The sequence below is a fragment of the Streptococcus sp. oral taxon 058 str. F0407 genome (assembly GCF_000235485.1).
Lineage (GTDB): Bacteria > Bacillota > Bacilli > Lactobacillales > Streptococcaceae > Streptococcus.
The window spans coordinates 108,248-126,049 of sequence record NZ_JH378887.1 but is presented as its reverse complement, the minus strand read 5'-3'; the positions used below and the strand labels follow the sequence as shown (position 1 = coordinate 126,049).

General features: G+C 43.3%; 18 protein-coding genes and 1 other RNA gene. 2 read left to right on the top strand and 17 right to left on the bottom strand.

What is annotated here, in order from left to right:
• Positions 1-41: 41 nt before the first annotated feature.
• The 16 genes from HMPREF9184_RS09290 to HMPREF9184_RS02100 form a co-directional block, all read right to left on the bottom strand.
• Entirely contained in the window at positions 42-668 is a 627-nt protein-coding gene (locus tag HMPREF9184_RS09290; protein ID WP_009444175.1) for a DNA alkylation repair protein, read from the bottom strand.
• A 31-nt stretch (positions 669-699) separates the two neighbouring features.
• On the bottom strand, positions 700-1,332 hold the full coding sequence (locus HMPREF9184_RS02165; RefSeq protein ID WP_000698421.1) for a response regulator transcription factor: 633 nt from the start codon (positions 1,330-1,332) through the stop codon (positions 700-702).
• Between the two features lie 10 nt (positions 1,333-1,342).
• On the bottom strand, positions 1,343-2,341 hold the full coding sequence (locus HMPREF9184_RS02160) for a sensor histidine kinase (RefSeq protein ID WP_000744658.1): 999 nt from the start codon (positions 2,339-2,341) through the stop codon (positions 1,343-1,345).
• Positions 2,338-3,036 carry a cell wall-active antibiotics response protein LiaF gene (gene liaF / locus HMPREF9184_RS02155; RefSeq protein ID WP_000714485.1) on the bottom strand — a complete coding sequence of 233 codons (699 nt, stop codon included), beginning with the start codon at positions 3,034-3,036 and terminating at the stop codon, positions 2,338-2,340. Before liaF ends, HMPREF9184_RS02160 begins: the two co-directional genes overlap by 4 nt.
• A gap of 76 nt (positions 3,037-3,112) precedes the next feature.
• A complete protein-coding gene (gene fni / locus HMPREF9184_RS02150; RefSeq protein ID WP_000210652.1) occupies positions 3,113-4,123 on the bottom strand; it encodes a type 2 isopentenyl-diphosphate Delta-isomerase in 1,011 nt (336 codons plus the stop codon).
• Positions 4,107-5,114, bottom strand: a complete 1,008-nt coding sequence (locus tag HMPREF9184_RS02145; protein WP_000562384.1) for a phosphomevalonate kinase — start codon at positions 5,112-5,114, stop codon at positions 4,107-4,109. Before HMPREF9184_RS02145 ends, fni begins: the two co-directional genes overlap by 17 nt.
• The gene (gene mvaD, locus HMPREF9184_RS02140) at positions 5,101-6,054 is read right to left on the bottom strand and encodes a diphosphomevalonate decarboxylase (RefSeq protein WP_000375363.1); all 954 of its coding nucleotides are present in this window, start codon (positions 6,052-6,054) and stop codon (positions 5,101-5,103) included. The genes HMPREF9184_RS02145 and mvaD overlap by 14 nt, the downstream gene beginning before the upstream one ends.
• Complete coding sequence (gene mvk / locus HMPREF9184_RS02135; protein ID WP_000592865.1) at positions 6,036-6,914, bottom strand: mevalonate kinase; 879 nt, start codon at positions 6,912-6,914, stop codon at positions 6,036-6,038. The genes mvaD and mvk overlap by 19 nt, the downstream gene beginning before the upstream one ends.
• Before the next feature lie 119 nt (positions 6,915-7,033).
• Positions 7,034-8,014, bottom strand: a complete 981-nt coding sequence (locus tag HMPREF9184_RS02130; protein ID WP_000670353.1) for an N-acetylmuramoyl-L-alanine amidase family protein — start codon at positions 8,012-8,014, stop codon at positions 7,034-7,036.
• A gap of 98 nt (positions 8,015-8,112) precedes the next feature.
• Positions 8,113-8,802 carry a response regulator transcription factor gene (locus tag HMPREF9184_RS02125; protein WP_000518038.1) on the bottom strand — a complete coding sequence of 230 codons (690 nt, stop codon included), beginning with the start codon at positions 8,800-8,802 and terminating at the stop codon, positions 8,113-8,115.
• A gap of 11 nt (positions 8,803-8,813) precedes the next feature.
• The gene (gene gndA, locus HMPREF9184_RS02120; protein WP_000158791.1) at positions 8,814-10,238 is read right to left on the bottom strand and encodes an NADP-dependent phosphogluconate dehydrogenase; all 1,425 of its coding nucleotides are present in this window, start codon (positions 10,236-10,238) and stop codon (positions 8,814-8,816) included.
• 75 nt (positions 10,239-10,313) lie between these two features.
• The gene (gene mapZ / locus HMPREF9184_RS02115) at positions 10,314-11,780 is read right to left on the bottom strand and encodes a cell division site-positioning protein MapZ (RefSeq protein WP_000039119.1); all 1,467 of its coding nucleotides are present in this window, start codon (positions 11,778-11,780) and stop codon (positions 10,314-10,316) included.
• 12 nt (positions 11,781-11,792) lie between these two features.
• The gene (locus tag HMPREF9184_RS02110; RefSeq protein WP_000711370.1) at positions 11,793-12,950 is read right to left on the bottom strand and encodes a THUMP domain-containing class I SAM-dependent RNA methyltransferase; all 1,158 of its coding nucleotides are present in this window, start codon (positions 12,948-12,950) and stop codon (positions 11,793-11,795) included.
• A gap of 84 nt (positions 12,951-13,034) precedes the next feature.
• An RNA gene (gene rnpB, locus HMPREF9184_RS09400) (RNase P RNA component class B) lies at positions 13,035-13,416 on the bottom strand.
• A gap of 20 nt (positions 13,417-13,436) precedes the next feature.
• The gene (gpsB, locus tag HMPREF9184_RS02105; protein ID WP_000146525.1) at positions 13,437-13,766 is read right to left on the bottom strand and encodes a cell division regulator GpsB; all 330 of its coding nucleotides are present in this window, start codon (positions 13,764-13,766) and stop codon (positions 13,437-13,439) included.
• A 69-nt stretch (positions 13,767-13,835) separates the two neighbouring features.
• Positions 13,836-14,363, bottom strand: coding sequence for a DUF1273 domain-containing protein (locus tag HMPREF9184_RS02100; protein ID WP_000205311.1), 528 nt, complete (start codon positions 14,361-14,363; stop codon positions 13,836-13,838).
• A 66-nt stretch (positions 14,364-14,429) separates the two neighbouring features.
• On the opposite strand from HMPREF9184_RS02100, the gene recU reads away from it, so the two are divergent.
• Positions 14,430-15,026: a Holliday junction resolvase RecU gene (gene recU, locus HMPREF9184_RS02095; protein WP_000248776.1), complete on the top strand. Its 597-nt coding sequence runs from the start codon at positions 14,430-14,432 to the stop codon at positions 15,024-15,026.
• On the top strand, positions 15,023-17,170 hold the full coding sequence (gene pbp1a / locus HMPREF9184_RS02090; RefSeq protein ID WP_001041837.1) for a penicillin-binding protein PBP1A: 2,148 nt from the start codon (positions 15,023-15,025) through the stop codon (positions 17,168-17,170). The genes recU and pbp1a overlap by 4 nt, the downstream gene beginning before the upstream one ends.
• A gap of 174 nt (positions 17,171-17,344) precedes the next feature.
• Here pbp1a and HMPREF9184_RS09895 read toward each other — a convergent pair.
• Positions 17,345-17,802 (bottom strand): SIALI-17 repeat-containing surface protein (locus HMPREF9184_RS09895; protein WP_009444169.1); only part of this gene is annotated, 458 nt, incomplete at its 5' end.

Here is a 17,802-nt window from a genome sequence, read left to right as displayed (position 1 = left end):
GGGCGACTTTTTTCAAGTAATGAATACGCTTTTCAATGATGCTAGAGATACTTGCTAGCTTCCTTGATACTTAGTTCAGCCATTCTTTCCTTGTTTTTTTCGATGAAGCTTTCTACCCAGTCTGGATTGGTTTTGGAGTAGTCTCTTAGAGCCCAGCCGATGGCTTTATTGATAAAAAATTCTGTCTGGTTCAGATTATTGAGCAGGATCTTTTCCATTAGTCGAACATCCGTTTTCTCTTTTCTTAACAACTGGTGGTCAATGGCGACTCGTCTCAGCCAGATATTATCTGATAAACTCCATTGGAGGATGATTTCTCCCAGCTCTGGTTTGTCATATACCAGACTTCCCACTACTCGGTCTAGAATATCTACCGTGTCCCACCAGGACTTGGTCACGACCAGGCGCTCAAGCTTAGGTAAATCGCTCTCCGTTAGATAAGACTGCACGGCCTTCAAATAGTTGGCAGCCACATATTGGTATTCTCTAGCATCCTTTTCCCAGCAAATGTCTACAAAATTCCAATCAATGATCTTTGTTTTTTTCGCACTTGGAAAGTATTTTTTATAGAGTGCATTTCTTTCAGGAGCTGCAACGCCTAGAAAGGAAAATTGATGGCGCATATAGGCTTCCATGGGGCCTGCTTTTTCTGGATTTTTTTGCCGCATCCAACTCCATAAGTAAATCTGCAAGACTCATCTAAAAGTCCTCCTGCCCCACCAAGTGGTGCTGAAAGGCATAGACCGCAGCCTGGGTCCGGTCACTGACTTCTAACTTTGCCAATATATTTGACACATGGGTTTTGACCGTCTTGAGAGAGATGAAGAGTTCATCTGCGATGCGCTGATTTTCGTAGCCCTTGGCGATGAGTTGGAGCACGTCTCGCTCACGCGCAGTCAGATCCTCATGAAGCTCGATATGATTGCGGTGGTATTCGACCTTCTTGCTGACCTCTTGTTCAATAGCAAGCTCTCCAGCGGCAACCTTACGAACAGCGTGCAACAATTCATCCGCACTTGAAGTTTTGAGCATATAGCCTTTAGCACCAGCATTCAAGACAGGCATGATTTTTTCATTGTCTAGGTAAGAGGTCACAATCAAAATCTTTGCTTCAGGCCATTCTTTGAGGATGGCCAAGGTTGCATCAATCCCATTCATCTCAGGCATGACGATATCCATGACAATGACATCTGGACGGAGTTCCAAGGCTAACTCAATACCTTGAGACCCATTGGCGGCCTCGCCTACAACTTCTACATCGTCTTGGAGGTCAAAGTAGCTTTTCAAGCCCAATCGGACCATTTCATGGTCATCTACCAGTAAAATTTTCATCTCTACTCCTTTATGATTCCTTGTCGAGCAGGGGAATACGGATATCAACCGCCAGTCCTTGCTTAGGTGCTGTCAAGAGTTGAACTGTTCCAGCCATATCTTCAACCCGCTCCTTAATATTTCGCAGTCCATAACTCAAATCGTCTAAACTCCCTAACTGGAAGCCAATCCCATTGTCCACCACTTTCAGCTGCAATTCAACATCTGTCTGATAGAGGTAGACATCCAAACAAGATGCCTGGGCATGGCGAAGGGTATTGCTAATCAATTCCTGCAAAATGCGGAAGATATGTTCTTCAATCTTCTTGGGCAATTTAGACACATTCTGCTTGAGACTAACCTTGAGATCACTCTTGTCCTCTAGCTCTTTTAAGAGGATTTGAATCCCCTCAACCAAACTCTTCTCTTCCAACTCAACTGGTCGCAAATGCAAGAGCAAGACCCGCAGATCTTTCTGGGCTGTTTCGAGGATGGCTGCGACACTTTGCAACTGGGTCTGCAGCTTTTCTCTATCCAGCTTCAAAGCCTGCTGACTGACACCTGATAAAATCATATGCGCCGCAAACAATTCCTGACTAACTGTATCATGTAAGTCACGTGCTATCCGCTTCCGTTCTTTCTCGATGATTGCTTCTTCCTTAACTAGGCTTTGGTTTTCAGCCTTTTGAACAGCTTCTGTCAAAAGATTGAGCTTACCAGATAAGGACTTGAAACTGGCATCCAAGTCTGGATCTGCAAAAGAAACTACTTCTTTTCCTGCTAATAAGCGCTTGAGATTGACCTGCATTTTTCTGCGAGAGACTTCTTCTATCACGCGCCAAAAGAGGAGAAAAAAGAAGGACATGGAAAGGCTAAAGACAAAGATCAAGAAGATTAACTTTTCTGTTTTCTCGATATCCTGTAGCAAATAGGACCAGTCTAGTTCAAAAATATCAAGCAGACTATTGGTCAAAAAGAGGATAAAGAGGAAAGAAGTCAGCCCGATTATCAGATAGGGTTGCTTTTTCATCCTCTGACCACCTCCACATCTCCAATCATACTGGTTAGGAAAATTTTGACGCTCTTGTTACTCTTGAGATAGTCCCTGGTTTCCTGATGATAGTGTTCATTGCGTAGGGATTTCTTAGGTTGGTGGAGGAAAGTTAAATCTCCGTAAAGGCAGTTGACACTTAGACTGATTTCCACATCTACAGGCACGATAATCCTAGTCGTTCCGACCATCTTTCTAAGGATAATGACATTGTCATGATTGGTTAGGATAACTCTTTCTAGATGAATGGTATCCTTACCCATGAGGCGAAAGAGATTGATATCGTCAAACTGGCAGGTCTGATGACTAGAGAAATGATGGAGATTACCAAACCAGCGATTCTTTTCATTTTTAACCGTCACCACCTCTTCAAAGACCAAGTCGGTCTCCTCTCTTTCTTGATTCATCATCGGATAGAGAAGAAAGAGACTGTATATGACTGCTACAAAGATCGCTAGAATCACAAAGGGATTAAGCATGACGATGAAAAAGAAAAGAATGGTCGCTACAAGGAGAAAGACGTTATTTCCCTCTTTACCTGTATAATAGCGCAGTAAGAGCAAAAAGAGGAACAGAATCAGCAGAAAACGCGAAAAATGCTCTGATACCATCAAAATCAGAGCTCCCGTCAAAAGACAGGCTTCAATAAATAAAAAGATTTGAAATTTTTTCATAGCTGCATCCTCTCCTTTCTATTTTATCACAATTCAAAAAAGTCACCTCGGTCTGAGGATGGAAAAAAGGCGGTAGTTACGCCTTTTTCATCTGATCATTCGCTTCTTTTAGTTTTCCATATAGAATATAGTCTACTTTTTGCAGATCAGCTATGGTGGCACAGTTAAGGGCACACATAATCAAGCGTAAATCTGCTTTCCAACCTTGGATGATGCTAGTCACTTCCTCGACCGAGTAGGTTTCAATCAACTCTAGAACGGTTCGAGACAATCCCACAGCCTTGGCACCAAAGACCAAGCACTTAATCATATCCAGCGGATTTCGAACCCCTCCGCTAACCAAAAGTTCAACCTTATCTTTCCAGTCTTGAGCATTAAGAAGGGCTTGCATGGTGGACTGACCCCATTGATTGAGGTAATCACGCTGGCCACTGCGGCGGTTTTCAATATAGGCAAAGCTGGTGCCACCACGACCCGATAGGTCAACGGTTCGAACCCCTAGCTCATAGGCTCTCTCGATAGTCTTGACATCCATGCCAAAACCCACTTCCTTGAGAATTATAGGAACAGGGATTTGCTTGCTATAGTCTGCCAGATGCGAATACCAGCTTCTGAACTTCCTTTCTCCCTCAGGCATGAGTAATTCCTGCATGACATTGACATGCACTTGTAAAAGTAAAGGATTCATCTCCGTCACAGTCTGCAAACCAAGTTCAACAGGCTTGTCCAAGCCAATATTGGTTCCAAGGAGGAGATTTGGATGGCTAGACTTGACAGAAAAAGAATTATCTGTAGGATTTTTTAGGGCTGCGCTATAAGATCCCGTCACAAACAAAATCCCACAGGCTTCTGCCACCTGAGCCAGCTTTTGATTGATTTCTTTACCTTTTTCGCTCCCGCCTGTCATGGCATTGATATAAAAAGGAAAGTCCCATTTTCGACCAGCAAATTCTGTAGACAAATCAATTTCATCTAGGTCATAGAGCGGTAGCGAGGAGTGTATTAATTCAACCTCATCAAAGCTATTATAGGAGCTTTTTTGCTCAAGGGCATAGCGGATATGCTCATCCTTACGATTTGTCGTCATGTCCTATCCTTTCTTGGTATAAGAGCTCAATCCCCAGATCGGCCCAACGATTTTTTAGGGTTTCGGTTGATTGCACATCAAAACTCAAGGCAATCCCACAGTCACCACCACCAGCTCCACTGCTTTTGGCAACGGCTTGCAAACCTTGGCTGGCTTCTTTTAGCTGTCTGAGCGAAGGCGTATAAATATCTAAACTCAAGCCTTCTAAGAGCTGGCTGGCTGTTTCCACCTGCTCGATGATTTTTTCTACATTCCCCTGCTCCAAGGCTTCTACCAAAGTAACCACTGTTGCTTTTGAGGAAGCTAAAAAGTTCTGGTCTATGTTTTGCTTGATTTGCTGGACCATTTGACTCGATACAGCCACTTCCTTAGTCCATCCCACTAGGAAATCACATTCTAGGGCCGGTTGCACTTGTGAGATAGAAAAGTCCCAATCACGCTCCAAAACTGTCGCTAAGTTTTCTTCTTCAAACCAAGCGGCTACCTTCTGGCGATCAAAAGACTGGTAGAGAACCAAATCCTCTGCCACGATACAGGCAAGGTCTCCCATAGAACCATTGTCTCCTCGCTTGAGTAAGACCGCACTAGCCAGCTTGAATAAGAGATCCTGATCAACCGAAAGATGATACAGAGCCAGCAGAGCCTTGACAACCAAAATAACGACGCTGCCACTAGAGCCCAGACCAAACTTTTTCCCTTCTCGTTCCATTTTGCCATGAATTTCTAGGGAAAAAGGTCGCAAAGTCTGACCACAATCAGCGAGAAAGGCATTCATCAAAGCAATTGTTTCTTGAATCAAACTGTAGGAAGAATTTGGCGTCAAATCCACTGCGAAATCAAACATATCAGAATAGATACGGTAGCTATCAGAAAAGGCAATCTCTCCACTCATATAGATAGGAATGGCCTTTATTAAGGCTAACTGCTCTGGCTCTAGAATAGCATACTCACCCGCCCAATAGAGTTTTCCGCAAGTTTTAACAGCAATCATCTTGACTCAAATCCTTTGTTTTTGACACAATCAAGCGATAACGTTGGCCCAAGAGTTCTGAGAGGTGTTCCAAGTCTTTCTCTAGACAAAGAACTTTGACATTGGGACCAGCATCCATAGTAAAGTAGCAGGCTCCCCCTTGCTCACGAAGCTGGCGAACAAAGTCCATGGCTTCATAGCTTGCATCGGTCAGATAAGAAAAAGCTGGTGATGCTGTTTTGGTAGTAGCGTGCATAGCAAGGGCATTTCTCTCCGTTAATTCCCCAACCTTGGCAAAGTCATTCTCTTTGAGATAGACCAGCATATCTTGATAGTCTTTCTCAGACTGGCGCACCCAGTCATCAAAGGTCGTCGAGGTTTCCACACAGAGTTTCATTCCATCACGGCTAGAGATTGGTTTTTTCTTGTCTTCTAGCACCAACATAATCATAGCTAGTTTCAAATCTGTCTCTACAGGGTAAATTTCCCCACTATCCTTATCCCAGGCACCTAGTGGTCCATAAAAACTACGAGAGGAAGAACCTGAGGCAAACTTAGCTTCCTGCGCCAACTGACTCCGATCCAAACCAAGCTGGAAATAGGTATTGCAAGCCTTGACCAAGGCGGACAAACCGCTGGAACTTGAGGATAAACCCGCTGCGGTCGGCATATTATTTTGGGTATCAATACGGACAAATCCCTCACCTGCTGGACGGTAACGGTTGATAATCTTACTCATCTTAGCATGCTCCGCCTCATTTTGGAGCTGACCATTGATATAAAATGCATCAGCAGTCGCATCCGTCAGTAGAGGCGACAAGGTCGTCTCTGTGTACATATTTTCCAAAGTCAGAGAGATACTGCTAGTAGCAGGAACCATCTCTTTTTCTTTTTTCTTTCCCCAGTATTTGATAATGGCAATATTTGCGTAGGAACGTACTGTTACAGGCTTTCGATCCATGTCTGAACAGCTCCTTTCTCTTCTAATCGTTTTGCTAATTCTTGTGCTTGATCTAGAGTAGCTACCAAGGCGATAATACAGCCTCCTAGACCACCACCACTCATCTTGGCTCCCAGAGCACCGTAGCTCATAGCTGTTTCAACGAGGGAATCTGCCTCAAGGCTACTGACACCAATTTCTTTTAGATGTAAATGCGCCTGACTGAAGATTTGTCCCAGTTTTTCAGCATCTTTTCGTCTAATCGCATCTTCTGCTTGCTGGGTCAATTCTCCCAAGGCATGCAAAAACGGTAGAGCATCCTTCCCCTTGCTTTGAACCACTTGGATGGCTTCACGAGTGTGACCATACACGCCCGTATCTGCAATGACCAAATAGGCAGATAGGTCCATCTTAATCTCTGTAAATCCAACGTTTTTAATAAAGCGAATAGGTTGGTCACTGAGACAGGTCTTGGCATCCAAACCACTCGGATTCATATGGGCAATCATCTCAGCCCGATTGACCAAGATTTCTAATATATCATGAGGCAGGTCGGCTTGATAGTAGTCAAAAACAGCTCGAATGGCTGCTATGCTGATAGCTGCTGACGAACCCATCCCCCGTTTTTCAGGAATAGCTGAGTCAATCTGACAACGAATGCAAGCATCCTTGATATTTAGATGCTCAAGCGAGGCATACACTGCCATAGACAAGGTATCCTCCTCATAAAGGCGCCATGGACTTTCAGCAGGGACCACCTTACAAGTCACCTCCACCTCTAAGAGAGGCAGGGAAATGGCAGGATAACCGTAAACAACCGCATGCTCCCCTATTAAAATTATCTTACTATGTGCCTGACCGACACCAACTTTTTTTATCATGTTTTCCTTTAACCAGACGGAAAGACCGTCTTGCTTTTCATACAGTAGTATTTCCTCCTATCTATTTTATTATATTTTCACAAAAAAAGCGATTGTTTCCTTCACAATCGCCCCTTTCATTATTGGATCCATTCGCCATTATAATTGACGTAATAGCCTTCTACAGTCGTATTCACTGCTAAAGCACCTGAACTATAAGCATAGTACCATTTCCCTCCGACCTGGAACCAGCCTGTCTTCATGTCACCATTACTTGCGTTTAGATAATACCACGTCGAACCTTCCTGATACCAACCAGTTGCCATAGCTCCTGATGAACGGAGATAGTACCACTTGTTACCGACATAAGCCCAACCTGTCTTCATATCACCATTTTGAGCATCTAAATAGTACCAAGATGAGCCTTCCTGATACCAACCAGTTGCCATGGCTCCTGATGAACGGAGATAGTACCACTTATTGCCAAGTTGTTTCCAACCCGTTTGCATAATGCCAGTTTCTGGGTCTAGGTAGTACCAAGTCGAATCATCGTTTATCCAACCCGCACGTCTCTCACCACCAAGGTAGTCTTTCCCTAAATGACCTGTTTTTGCTAGATAGTACCAGTTAGATTGATCGTAGAGCCAACCTGTTTTTAAAGAATGATCTTGGCCAAAGTAATAGTTTGCTAATTTAAGAACTTCTGGGCCTTCAAATCCTTCACCATGTTTTTTGCCAACATTTAATGAATCCTTAATCTCTAATTGTTGCCAGCCAACAAATTCTTGGAGAGTCCCATCTTGTCCAAAGTAGTACCACTTCTGTTGAAGGCCAATTTCGAAAACTGGACGATTATCAAATAGATTATCTCGATAGCCTGTTCCTGGAATTTCTATGTATTGCCAACCGACAACCATCTCTCCTCCATCACCAAAATAGTGGGTTTTACCGTCTATTTTATGCCAATAGATTGCTTTATGGTCATCTTTTATATAGTATTTTCTATTATCCTTATCAACAAACTGTCCACCTGTGGTATCTGCCAATACTGTACTTGTCGCTAGCAAACCAAAGAAAAAGACTGCGAGTCCAGCTTGCATCATTTTTTTCAAAAATTTCATTTTAGTATCCTCCACGATTAATTGTAGCAAAGGCCTGACTGCATGTCAATATATAGAAATTCCTCAAAAAAAGCAGTTACACAACGGCAACTGCTTTCCTATTCTTGCATGGTGTAACCAACACCACGCACGGTTTTAATGTAGCTTTTTTGACCTTCTACATCAAGCTTGCTACGTAGATAACGGATATAAACATCCACGATATTGGTTTCTGTCGCACTTTCGTACTTCCAAACACTTTCCAACAACTGCTCACGAGTCAAGACCTTCTTGCTTCCCATGAGAGTGGCCAAAAGGTCATACTCACGGCGTGTCAGAGCAATCATCTCCTCGCCACGATAAACGGTATGATGTTCTACATCCATACGCAAATTGCGGTAAGACGTTGGGACCTTCATCTGACTACAGTGTTGGTCGATAAAGTCCCGACCTCGGAAAATCGCTGAAATACGAGCCACCAGCTGATCAATAATCACTGGCTTATAGATGTAAGAAACGGCGAAGTGCTGGATTGTCTCAATCTGGTCTTGCAATTCTTCGCGATGGTCCAAGACCATGATCACTGAGGCTGGTTTTGTCCGACTCAGCCTCTCTGCAAAACCCTGGGCCGTCATATCCCCCAGACGAGCATTCAGTAAAATCAAGTCATAATCCGTCTGGAGAGCCATGGAAAGGGCTTTTTGCCCCTCCTCGACCAGATCAACACGGTATTGCTCTTTTTGGAGTTCCAGACTGAGAAAACGAGCGAGATTTCGTTCTTTCTCAAGTAATAAAATCCGTTTCCCCATGGCAGACCTACTTATTTTTCGTCATACCAAGAGTAGTGGAATGTTCCTTCTTTGTCTTTACGTTGGTAAGTGTGGGCACCAAAGTAGTCACGTTGCGCTTGGATCAAGTTAGCTGGAAGGTCAGCTGAACGGTAGCTATCAAAGTAAGTAATAGCTGCTGAGAAGGTTGGCACTGGTACACCAGCTTGAACAGCAAGAGCTACGATATCACGCACTGCTTGTTGGTACTTAGCAGTAACATCCAAGAAGTACTCATCCAAAAGAAGGTTGGCAAGGTCTGAATCACGGTTATATGCATCTGTAATCTTTTGCAAGAAACGTGAACGAATGATACAGCCATCACGCCAGATAGATGCGATGTCCGCAAATGGCAAGTTCCAGTTGTTTTCTTTAGAGGCTACACGCAATTGGGCAAAACCTTGTGCGTAAGAAATGATTTTTGAGAAGTAAAGGGCTTGACGGATCTTTTCGATCAACTCAGCCTTGTCTCCTTCAAATTTGAAGGCAGCTGGTTTTGGAAGCACCTTGCTAGCGTGAACACGCTCTTCTTTGTAAGTAGAGATGTAACGTGCAAATACGGACTCAGTGATGAGTGACAATGGTACACCAAGGTCAAGAGATGATTGGCTAGTCCATTTACCAGTTCCCTTGTTACCTGCAGCATCAAGGATGTAGTCTACGATTGGTCCGTCTTGACCTTCATCGTCTTTACGGCTCAAGATATCAGCTGTGATTTGGATCAAGTAGCTGTCCAATTCACCCTTGTTCCACTCAGTAAAGATTTCTGCCATATCTTCTGCAGAAAGGCCTAGCAAGTGTTGCATGAGGTCATAGCTTTCTGCGATCAATTGCATATCACCGTACTCGATACCGTTGTGGACCATCTTCACGTAGTGACCAGCTCCATCAGGACCGATGTAAGTCACACATGGCTTGCCATCTTCAGGTGCTTTGGCTGAGATTTCTTCGAGAACATCAGCTACCAATTCGTAGGCTTCTTTTTGTCCACCAGGCATGATAGAAGGACCTTCAAGGGCACCTTTTTCACCACCAGAAACACCTGTACCGATAAAGTTGATGCCAGAGTTTGCCAATTCTTCATTACGACGGATAGTGTCTTTGTAGAAAGTGTTTCCTCCGTCGATCAAGATATCACCCTTGTCAAGGTGGGGAAGAAGGGCTTGAATAGTTGCGTCTGTACCAGGTCCAGCTTGAACCATGAGCATGATACGACGAGGTTTTTCGATTGAGTTTACAAAGCTTTCCACGTCATAGCTTGGCACAAAGTTCTTTTCAGGATGGCAAGCAATCACGTCTTCTGTTTTTTCTTTACTACGGTTGTAGATAGCAACTGTGTAACCACGAGATTCAATATTTAGGGCAAGGTTACGACCCATTACGGCCATACCTACGACACCAAAGTTAGCTTTTGTCATGTGACACTCCTCTTGTTTAATATGTTTTATTTTATCATTTTTACCTATGAAAGGAAAGAATTTTGTAACGATTGCTTAGTAGTCCAAGTCATCCGCGTGACCAGCTCCATTACCGACAAAGTATCCAGTCTTACAGTTGAGGGTGAAGAGGTAGGTTCCATCTGGTTTGTAGAGGTTGTAATAACCATTTCCGTTTACGATATTGACCCGTTCTAGGATATATTGATTGCCTGTGATATAACCGCGAGCACGTGATGTTGCTAGGATTTGTTCTAAAACACCATCAGCAAAAGTCCAAGCAGGGTTGTTGCTATCGTCTACAGCTGATTGGTTGTACGGTACACGGCTGACACTTCTTTGAAGGTTGACACCATCGCTAGACAAGCCTCCATTTGCATCATTACTAGCTGGGGCAGTTGGAGAACTTGATGCAGAACTAGATGAAGCAGACGAACTGCTCGTACTGCTATCAGTCGTTGTGCTTGAACTTTCTTGGCTACTGCTACTTGAACTTGAACTAGAGGCGCTTGTTTGTTGACTCTTACCAAGGCTAATGGCCTTATCTAACAGTTTATCTAGCTCTGTATTTCCTGTTTTAATTTCTGTAAATTTAGCGTCTGCCTTGATTTTTGCATTGGTATCCAAGACACCATCAGTAATTGCTGGAGTTTCAAACTGATTATTCACTTCTTGCACAGCCTTGATTTGAGTTTCTAAACTATCATACTTAGATTTTGCAAGGGTATACTCTCGACTGCCTTCGAGTTTATCTAGCTGAGCCTTGAGTTGGTTCAACTTGTCAAACTGACTATTTTTCAAGGCTGTTTTATTAGCATCCGTATAAAAAGCATCGTAGAGGGTATTAAACTCTTGTAGGGCTGTTTGTGTTTCTTGATTGTTAGAAGACGACTGAGAAGACTGGATAGCTTGGTTAGAGCGATCTACTTGGCGATAGATATAGTAACTACCTGCCAGGATAAGGACTGCAGCTAAGGCCGAACCGATAACAAACACGCGCTTCTTTTTAGAATTAGAAGTTGTTTCTGGTTCTGCCTGAGCTGAGCGTGAAAGTAGAGCTGTCTCTTCCTCCTCTTTCTCATCAGCAACCTCTGTCGGCGCTTGCTTTTCCAACACAAGCGGTTCCAAGTCTTGATTTTCCTCTCCCAAAGGAGGCAAAATCACGTCCAAGCTTGTAGTTTCAGCCGAGTCTGACACCGTTTCTTCTGAAACTGTCTCGGACTCCTCTATGATTGGCGCCGACTCTTCAGTGATCTCTGAGACTTCCTGTGTCAATTCTTCTTGAGCCTGAGCTTCCTGCAGTTCTTCTTTTTTAAATTGACGTGTTTCAAACTTGTCGGCTTCGATTTCCTCGCGGTGTTGTTTGATGTATTTATCCAAGATATTGTCCTCAGGTAATACTCCAGCTTCAACTTCTTCATTTTTACGGATGACTTGACCAACTGTCAAATCTTTCGCCTCGTCAAAATCAAATTTGGATTCTTGATGCTCTTTTTTATGACGATTATGCCTTTTTTTACTCATCTGTCTTCCTTTCTACTTTACCTCTTGGCGTTTCACACGCTGACCAAAGTATTGATACAAATCCACTTTTAAGGTCCCGTTATAAAGTTTTCGTTTTTTATCAGCTGGACTTCCGTACTTACTTTCAAAAGCTTCGTCACTGGTCAAGATAAACTTACTCCAGGTTTTCAGTGGTGCAAAGACCTGTCCCATCTCAGCATAGAGCTTGGTAACTCCTGCATCATCGGACAAACGCTCCCCATATGGCGGATTGGAAATGATAACGCCATTGATCTTGTCTGAACGCAAGTCCTGTACCCGCATTTGCTTAAAGGTGATATCACCTGCCACACCTGCTGCTTGGGCATTGGCTTTAGCAATCTCCACCATGCGAGCATCAATATCACAGCCCATGATATCCAGTTCAACCTCACGATTGATTTTCTTAGCAGCATCAGTACGCACTTCTTGGATTAACCGATCGCTAACCCAGTTCCATTCTTCAAAAGCAAAGGAACGACGAAGACCAGGAGCCATCTTTTTAGCCATCATAGCCGCCTCAATACAGAAAGTCCCCGAACCGCAAGTCGGATCAATCAAAGGCTTGTCTGGATACCAGTTAGAGAGTTGTAAAATGGCTGCTGCCATATTTTCCTTGATAGGCGCTCCACCCTTTTCCGTACGATAACCACGCTTAAAGAGGCTAGAACCTGTCGTGTCAATCATGACAGTTGCCACATCTTTCAGGATGGCTACCTCAATCTTAAATTCAGGACCATTTTCCATCAAGGGAACCCCTTCTGGACGGGCATAGTGCTTTTGCAGTTTCTTCACAACCGCCTTCTTGGAAATCGCCTGAACACTGGGTTCATTGTGAAGTTTGGACTTAACACATTTTGCCTTTGAAATAGGGAAACGAGCCCCAAGTGGGAGATAGTTTTCCCAATCCAGAGCAAAAACTCCTTGAAAGAGTTCTTCAAAGGTCTTAGCAGGAAAGCTCCCGACTACAATCTTGATGCGGTCAGCTGCTCGAAGCCAAAGATTGGTCTCAATGATTGCCCGCACATCTCCTTGGAAACGAACACGGCCGTTTTCAACCTGGCAATCATAGCCTAACTCTCGCACCTCTCGTCCAACCACAGCCTCAAGACCCGCTGCAGCAGTTGCGATTAAATTAAATTCTTTTTTCATTTTATAGTCTTGTAAGACCTTTCTTTTGTACACTTTAAAAAATGAGGTTGAGAAAAAGTTCTCAGCCCCAACCTATATGCAATTTTCTATAAGCCATGTTTTGTTCCAGAAGTGACTAGGACCACTTCCTTCGATAATCATCTGTCTACCGCTAACAGCATGGAGCTACCAGCAGTCAGAGTACTACGTTCGTTTCCGTGCACTCCATGCCCCGACCAAAATTTGGGTTGCTAGCTTGAGGGGTTTACCGCGTTCCACTCTCTCCGTTTCCAGAAAGACTCCGTCACTGTGGCACTTTCAAGCCTACTCTGACCTATCCGAAGACTTAGCCATTTAGACTGCCGTAACGATCTCTCGTCCCTAGGCTTATGGATTCGCCTAGCACAAACACTACAGGCATCACAGCCTGTGCTAGCATGGACTTTCCTCATGAGAAGCCTCGCTTCTCACGCGATTATCCAAAAATTGCATCTAACAGACACCTGATTATAACTCAGAATTGTCTACGATTTGCTTACCGAATACTTCTTTTTCAAGTCGATTCAATCGTTTCAAAATATCAAAATTTGTCATTGGAGTAGAACTTGTTACTTCGATAGGACTTTGTTGAGTAGAACTTGCCTGTGGCTTGTTAGACAACTCCTCCTTCAAATCAGCAATCTCCTGACGAAGAGATTTGACCAAAGCTGCGTAAGTCTCATAATCCTTGATCACATCATCAAGGAACTCGTCTACCTCCGCCTTACTATATCCACGAACTTCACGTCCAAACTCTTGTTCAAAAATATCTTTTGCTGAAAAAATAATACTTGCCATTTCTCTCTCCATTCTTGATTGCTATTCTTATTATATAAAAAAAGACAAACAAAAATCAAGGTCAAAGCCTCACTTTTCGGAAAAATTTTCCACTATTTCGTTCAGATCCTCAAATGTTAATCTTTTCGTAACATAGCCTTCTTGATTTTTCATCATCTGGTAAAAATATCGTAACCTAGTCTCGTTTTCTTCGTCGTAAAAAAGGTAGCAAGTATCTGTATTTTCCAGGAGGAATTTCTGATAATCGCGTAATTGTCCCTTATGTTCATAGTGAGGATAAGCATATTTGACAAAATCAACCTGCTTAAATTCACTGAGTTTGATTTGATTAGCTTCATTCCAGTTACTACCATGGGTTTCAAAATCAAAAATGGTCGCCAACTGAAAGCCATAGTCTGCCTTCATATCCTGTGCCACTTCCAGCACCCAGTACTCAAAGCCCAGAGTCCCTGTGAAGACAAGCCAGATCACCCCTTCTTCTGCCAGGCTCTCTAGATCCCGACGAATGGCTTGTTTAATAATGTCAATGCGAATATCCTTGTCATTAAAGAGACCAAGGTCGAAGGCAGAATAGCCTAAAATCAAGGCTGTTGTCATTTTTAACCCTTTCTTTGTGAAATTATGATATAATAGAGTGATGTTATTGTACCAATAAGGAGAATTATGGTCAACTATCCACATAAACTTTCATCTCAAAAAAGGCAAACATTCCCTTCACAAACTAAAAATTTCGCAAATCGGGGAATGTCTTTTGAAAAGATGATCAACGCTACCAACGACTACTATTTGTCGCATGGACTGGCTGTTATTCACAAGAAACCAACTCCCATCCAAATCGTGCGTGTCGATTATCCCAAAAGAAGTCGTGCCAAGATTGTTGAAGCCTACTTTAGACAGGCCTCAACGACTGACTATTCGGGGGTTTATGATGGATACTACATCGACTTTGAAGCCAAGGAAACTAGGCAAAAACATGCGATTCCGATGAAGAATTTCCATCTCCATCAGATCCAACACATGGAACAAGTTCTTGCCCAGCAAGGAATCTGCTTTGTCCTCCTTCACTTTTCTTCTCAGCAAGAAACCTACTTATTGCCGGCCATTGATTTGATTCGTTTCTATCATCAAGATATGGGACAAAAGTCAATGCCACTTGGATATATTCGAGAAAATGGATATAGGATTGAGCCTGGTGCCTTTCCACAGATTCCCTATCTCGAAGTTATCAAAGAACATTTACTAGGTGGTAAAACAAGATGAACAAACAAACTTTCCTGCGAATTGCTAAGTATGTCAGTATCTGCCTCTTAACTGTATTTATCGCAGCTATTATGCTAGGTGGAGGCCTCTTTCTCTACTATGTCAGCAAGGCTCCGGCCCTATCCGAAAGCAAACTAGTCGCTACAACGTCTAGTAAGATCTATGACAGCAAAAATGAACTTATCGCTGATCTGGGTTCTGAGCGCCGTGTCAATGCACAGGCTAATGAAATCCCTACGGAGCTGGTCAATGCAATTGTCTCTATTGAAGATCATCGTTTCTTCAGTCATCGAGGAGTAGATACGATTCGTATCCTAGGCGCTTCCTTACGAAACCTTCGTGGTGGGGGTGGTCTTCAAGGTGGTTCTACCTTGACACAGCAGTTGATTAAATTAACCTATTTCTCAACGTCAACATCTGACCAGACACTTTCACGTAAGGCACAGGAAGCTTGGCTAGCCGTTCAGCTAGAACAAAAAGCGACTAAACAAGAGATCCTAACTTACTACATCAACAAGGTCTATATGTCCAACGGAAATTATGGGATGCAAACGGCAGCCCAAAACTACTATGGTAAAGACCTCAAAGATTTAAGTCTGCCTCAATTGGCTCTCCTAGCTGGAATGCCTCAGGCTCCAAATCAATATGATCCCTATTCTCATCCAGAAGTGGCCCAAGAACGTCGTAATCTCGTCCTCTCTGAGATGAAGGGGCAAGGCTACATTACAGCTGAGCAATATGAAAAAGCGATTAATACTCCGATTACAGATGGACTCCAAAGCCTAAAATCTGCTAATAGTTATCCTCCATACATGGATAATTACCTCAAAGAGGTGATTGATCAAGTTGAACAGGAAACGGGTTACAACCTTTTAACTACAGGTATGGAAGTCTATACAAACGTTGATTCTAAGGTTCAACAACGTCTCTGGGATATTTACAATACGGACGAGTATGTCAACTATCCAGATGATGAGTTACAGGTAGCCTCTACTATCGTCGATGTCACAAACGGGAAAGTCATTGCCCAATTAGGTGCTCGCCACCAATCAAGTAATGTTTCATTTGGAATAAACCAGGCTGTAGAAACTAACCGTGACTGGGGTTCTACCATGAAGCCTATTACAGACTATGCTCCTGCTTTGGAATATGGCGTTTATGACTCAACTGCTTCAATTGTTCACGATAGCCCTTATAATTACCCTGGAACCTCTACCCCTGTCTATAACTGGGATAAGAGTTACTTTGGAAACATAACACTCCAGTATGCTCTCCAGCAATCACGGAATGTACCGGCTGTAGAAACGCTAGAGAAAGTAGGGCTAGATCATGCCAAGACGTTTCTAAATGGACTAGGTATTGACTATCCAAGCATACACTATGCTAATGCTATTTCAAGCAATACAACCGAATCTGACAAAAAGTATGGAGCAAGCAGTGAAAAAATGGCCGCAGCCTATGCTGCCTTTGCCAATGGCGGTATTTACCATAAGCCAATGTACATCAACAAAATCATCTTTAGTGATGGTAGTTCAAAAGAGTTTTCTGATTCAGGAACACGCGCTATGAAAGAAACAACTGCCTACATGATGACAGAGATGATGAAAACAGTTCTGACCTACGGAACAGGACGTGGAGCCTACCTTTCATGGCTACCACAAGCTGGTAAGACTGGAACATCAAACTATACAGATGATGAAATCGAGAAATACATCAAGAACTCTGGTTATGTAGCTCCAGACGAAATGTTTGTTGGTTATACTCGTAAATATTCAATGGCCGTCTGGACCGGTTACTCTAACCGACTTACTCCTATCGTGGGTGATGGCTTCTACGTTGCAGCTAAGGTCTACCGTTCTATGATGACCTACCTCTCAACAGATGACCATCCAGGGGATTGGACCATGCCTGAAGGCCTTTACAGAAGCGGAGAATTTGTCTTTAAGAATGGAGCACGCAATACGTGGGTCCCTTCATCATCTACACAACAAAGCTCTACATCTGAAAGTTCTAGCTCAACATCTGAGAGTTCGACTTCTCAGTCAAGTTCAACTACTCCAAGCACAAGTCAAACGCAGACGATTCCTCAACAATCAGGAACTGCACCTGCTGAACAAAACCAACCAAGTCAACCGCAACAATAAGTAAAATCCTGAGAAGTAAAATTCTCAGGATTTTTTATTCTTTATAGCACAATAGTTTATCCCAACAGCACCATAACTCTTTTGATAGTTTCTCTAACTATTATAGAGGTTATGGAGCTGTCTTTTCACTTCCTCTCAATGCTAAAATGTGTCAAAAACAAAGGTAATCAGAAGCTATTCCTTTTTCCCTTTCGCGATAAAGATAGCAGATAGAGCTAGACTTACGCCTGCTAGGAAGAGAGCTGTGTCAGATTTGCTTTCACCTGTTGCCGGAAGCTCCTTCTGATCATCATGTTTAACTTCTGGAGTCTTAGTATCCGCAAGTGGACTTAAGTTCAACTTGTACTCTGGCTTTTCAACTGTCGGTGCTGGTTGGTCTCCTGCTGTACCAAGTGGACCTGTGTACTCTGGTACTTCATGTACTGCTGCTTCTACCGCGTTCACACCACCTGTAAACTCTGGTTGCTCAACTGTCGGTGCTGGCTGATCTCCTACTGTACCAAGTGGACCTGTGTACTCTGGAAGCTCATGTACCAAGGCTTCAACTGCATTGACACCACCTGTGAATTCTAGTTTCTCAACTGTCGGTGCTGGCTGATCTCCTGCTGTACCAAGTGGACCTGTGTACTCTG

Excerpts from the sequence above, each read along its gene's own strand:
- HMPREF9184_RS02110 (WP_000711370.1), bottom strand. The coding sequence starts at position 12,950 with ATGAAAAAAGAATTTAATTTAATCGCAACTGCTGCAGCGGGTCTTGAG.
- HMPREF9184_RS02130 (WP_000670353.1), bottom strand. The coding sequence starts at position 8,014 with ATGAAATTTTTGAAAAAAATGATGCAAGCTGGACTCGCAGTCTTTTTC.
- HMPREF9184_RS02160 (WP_000744658.1), bottom strand. The coding sequence starts at position 2,341 with ATGAAAAAGCAACCCTATCTGATAATCGGGCTGACTTCTTTCCTCTTT.
- liaF (WP_000714485.1), bottom strand. The coding sequence starts at position 3,036 with ATGAAAAAATTTCAAATCTTTTTATTTATTGAAGCCTGTCTTTTGACG.
- gpsB (WP_000146525.1), bottom strand. The coding sequence starts at position 13,766 with ATGGCAAGTATTATTTTTTCAGCAAAAGATATTTTTGAACAAGAGTTT.
- HMPREF9184_RS02100 (WP_000205311.1), bottom strand. The coding sequence starts at position 14,363 with ATGACAACAGCCTTGATTTTAGGCTATTCTGCCTTCGACCTTGGTCTC.
- mvaD (WP_000375363.1), bottom strand. The coding sequence starts at position 6,054 with ATGGATCGAAAGCCTGTAACAGTACGTTCCTACGCAAATATTGCCATT.
- HMPREF9184_RS02145 (WP_000562384.1), bottom strand. The coding sequence starts at position 5,114 with ATGATTGCTGTTAAAACTTGCGGAAAACTCTATTGGGCGGGTGAGTAT.
- mvk (WP_000592865.1), bottom strand. The coding sequence starts at position 6,914 with ATGATAAAAAAAGTTGGTGTCGGTCAGGCACATAGTAAGATAATTTTA.
- HMPREF9184_RS09290 (WP_009444175.1), bottom strand. The coding sequence starts at position 668 with ATGCGGCAAAAAAATCCAGAAAAAGCAGGCCCCATGGAAGCCTATATG.
- pbp1a (WP_001041837.1), top strand. The coding sequence starts at position 15,023 with ATGAACAAACAAACTTTCCTGCGAATTGCTAAGTATGTCAGTATCTGC.
- HMPREF9184_RS02165 (WP_000698421.1), bottom strand. The coding sequence starts at position 1,332 with ATGAAAATTTTACTGGTAGATGACCATGAAATGGTCCGATTGGGCTTG.
- fni (WP_000210652.1), bottom strand. The coding sequence starts at position 4,123 with ATGACGACAAATCGTAAGGATGAGCATATCCGCTATGCCCTTGAGCAA.
- gndA (WP_000158791.1), bottom strand. The coding sequence starts at position 10,238 with ATGACAAAAGCTAACTTTGGTGTCGTAGGTATGGCCGTAATGGGTCGT.
- mapZ (WP_000039119.1), bottom strand. The coding sequence starts at position 11,780 with ATGAGTAAAAAAAGGCATAATCGTCATAAAAAAGAGCATCAAGAATCC.
- recU (WP_000248776.1), top strand. The coding sequence starts at position 14,430 with ATGGTCAACTATCCACATAAACTTTCATCTCAAAAAAGGCAAACATTC.
- HMPREF9184_RS02125 (WP_000518038.1), bottom strand. The coding sequence starts at position 8,802 with ATGGGGAAACGGATTTTATTACTTGAGAAAGAACGAAATCTCGCTCGT.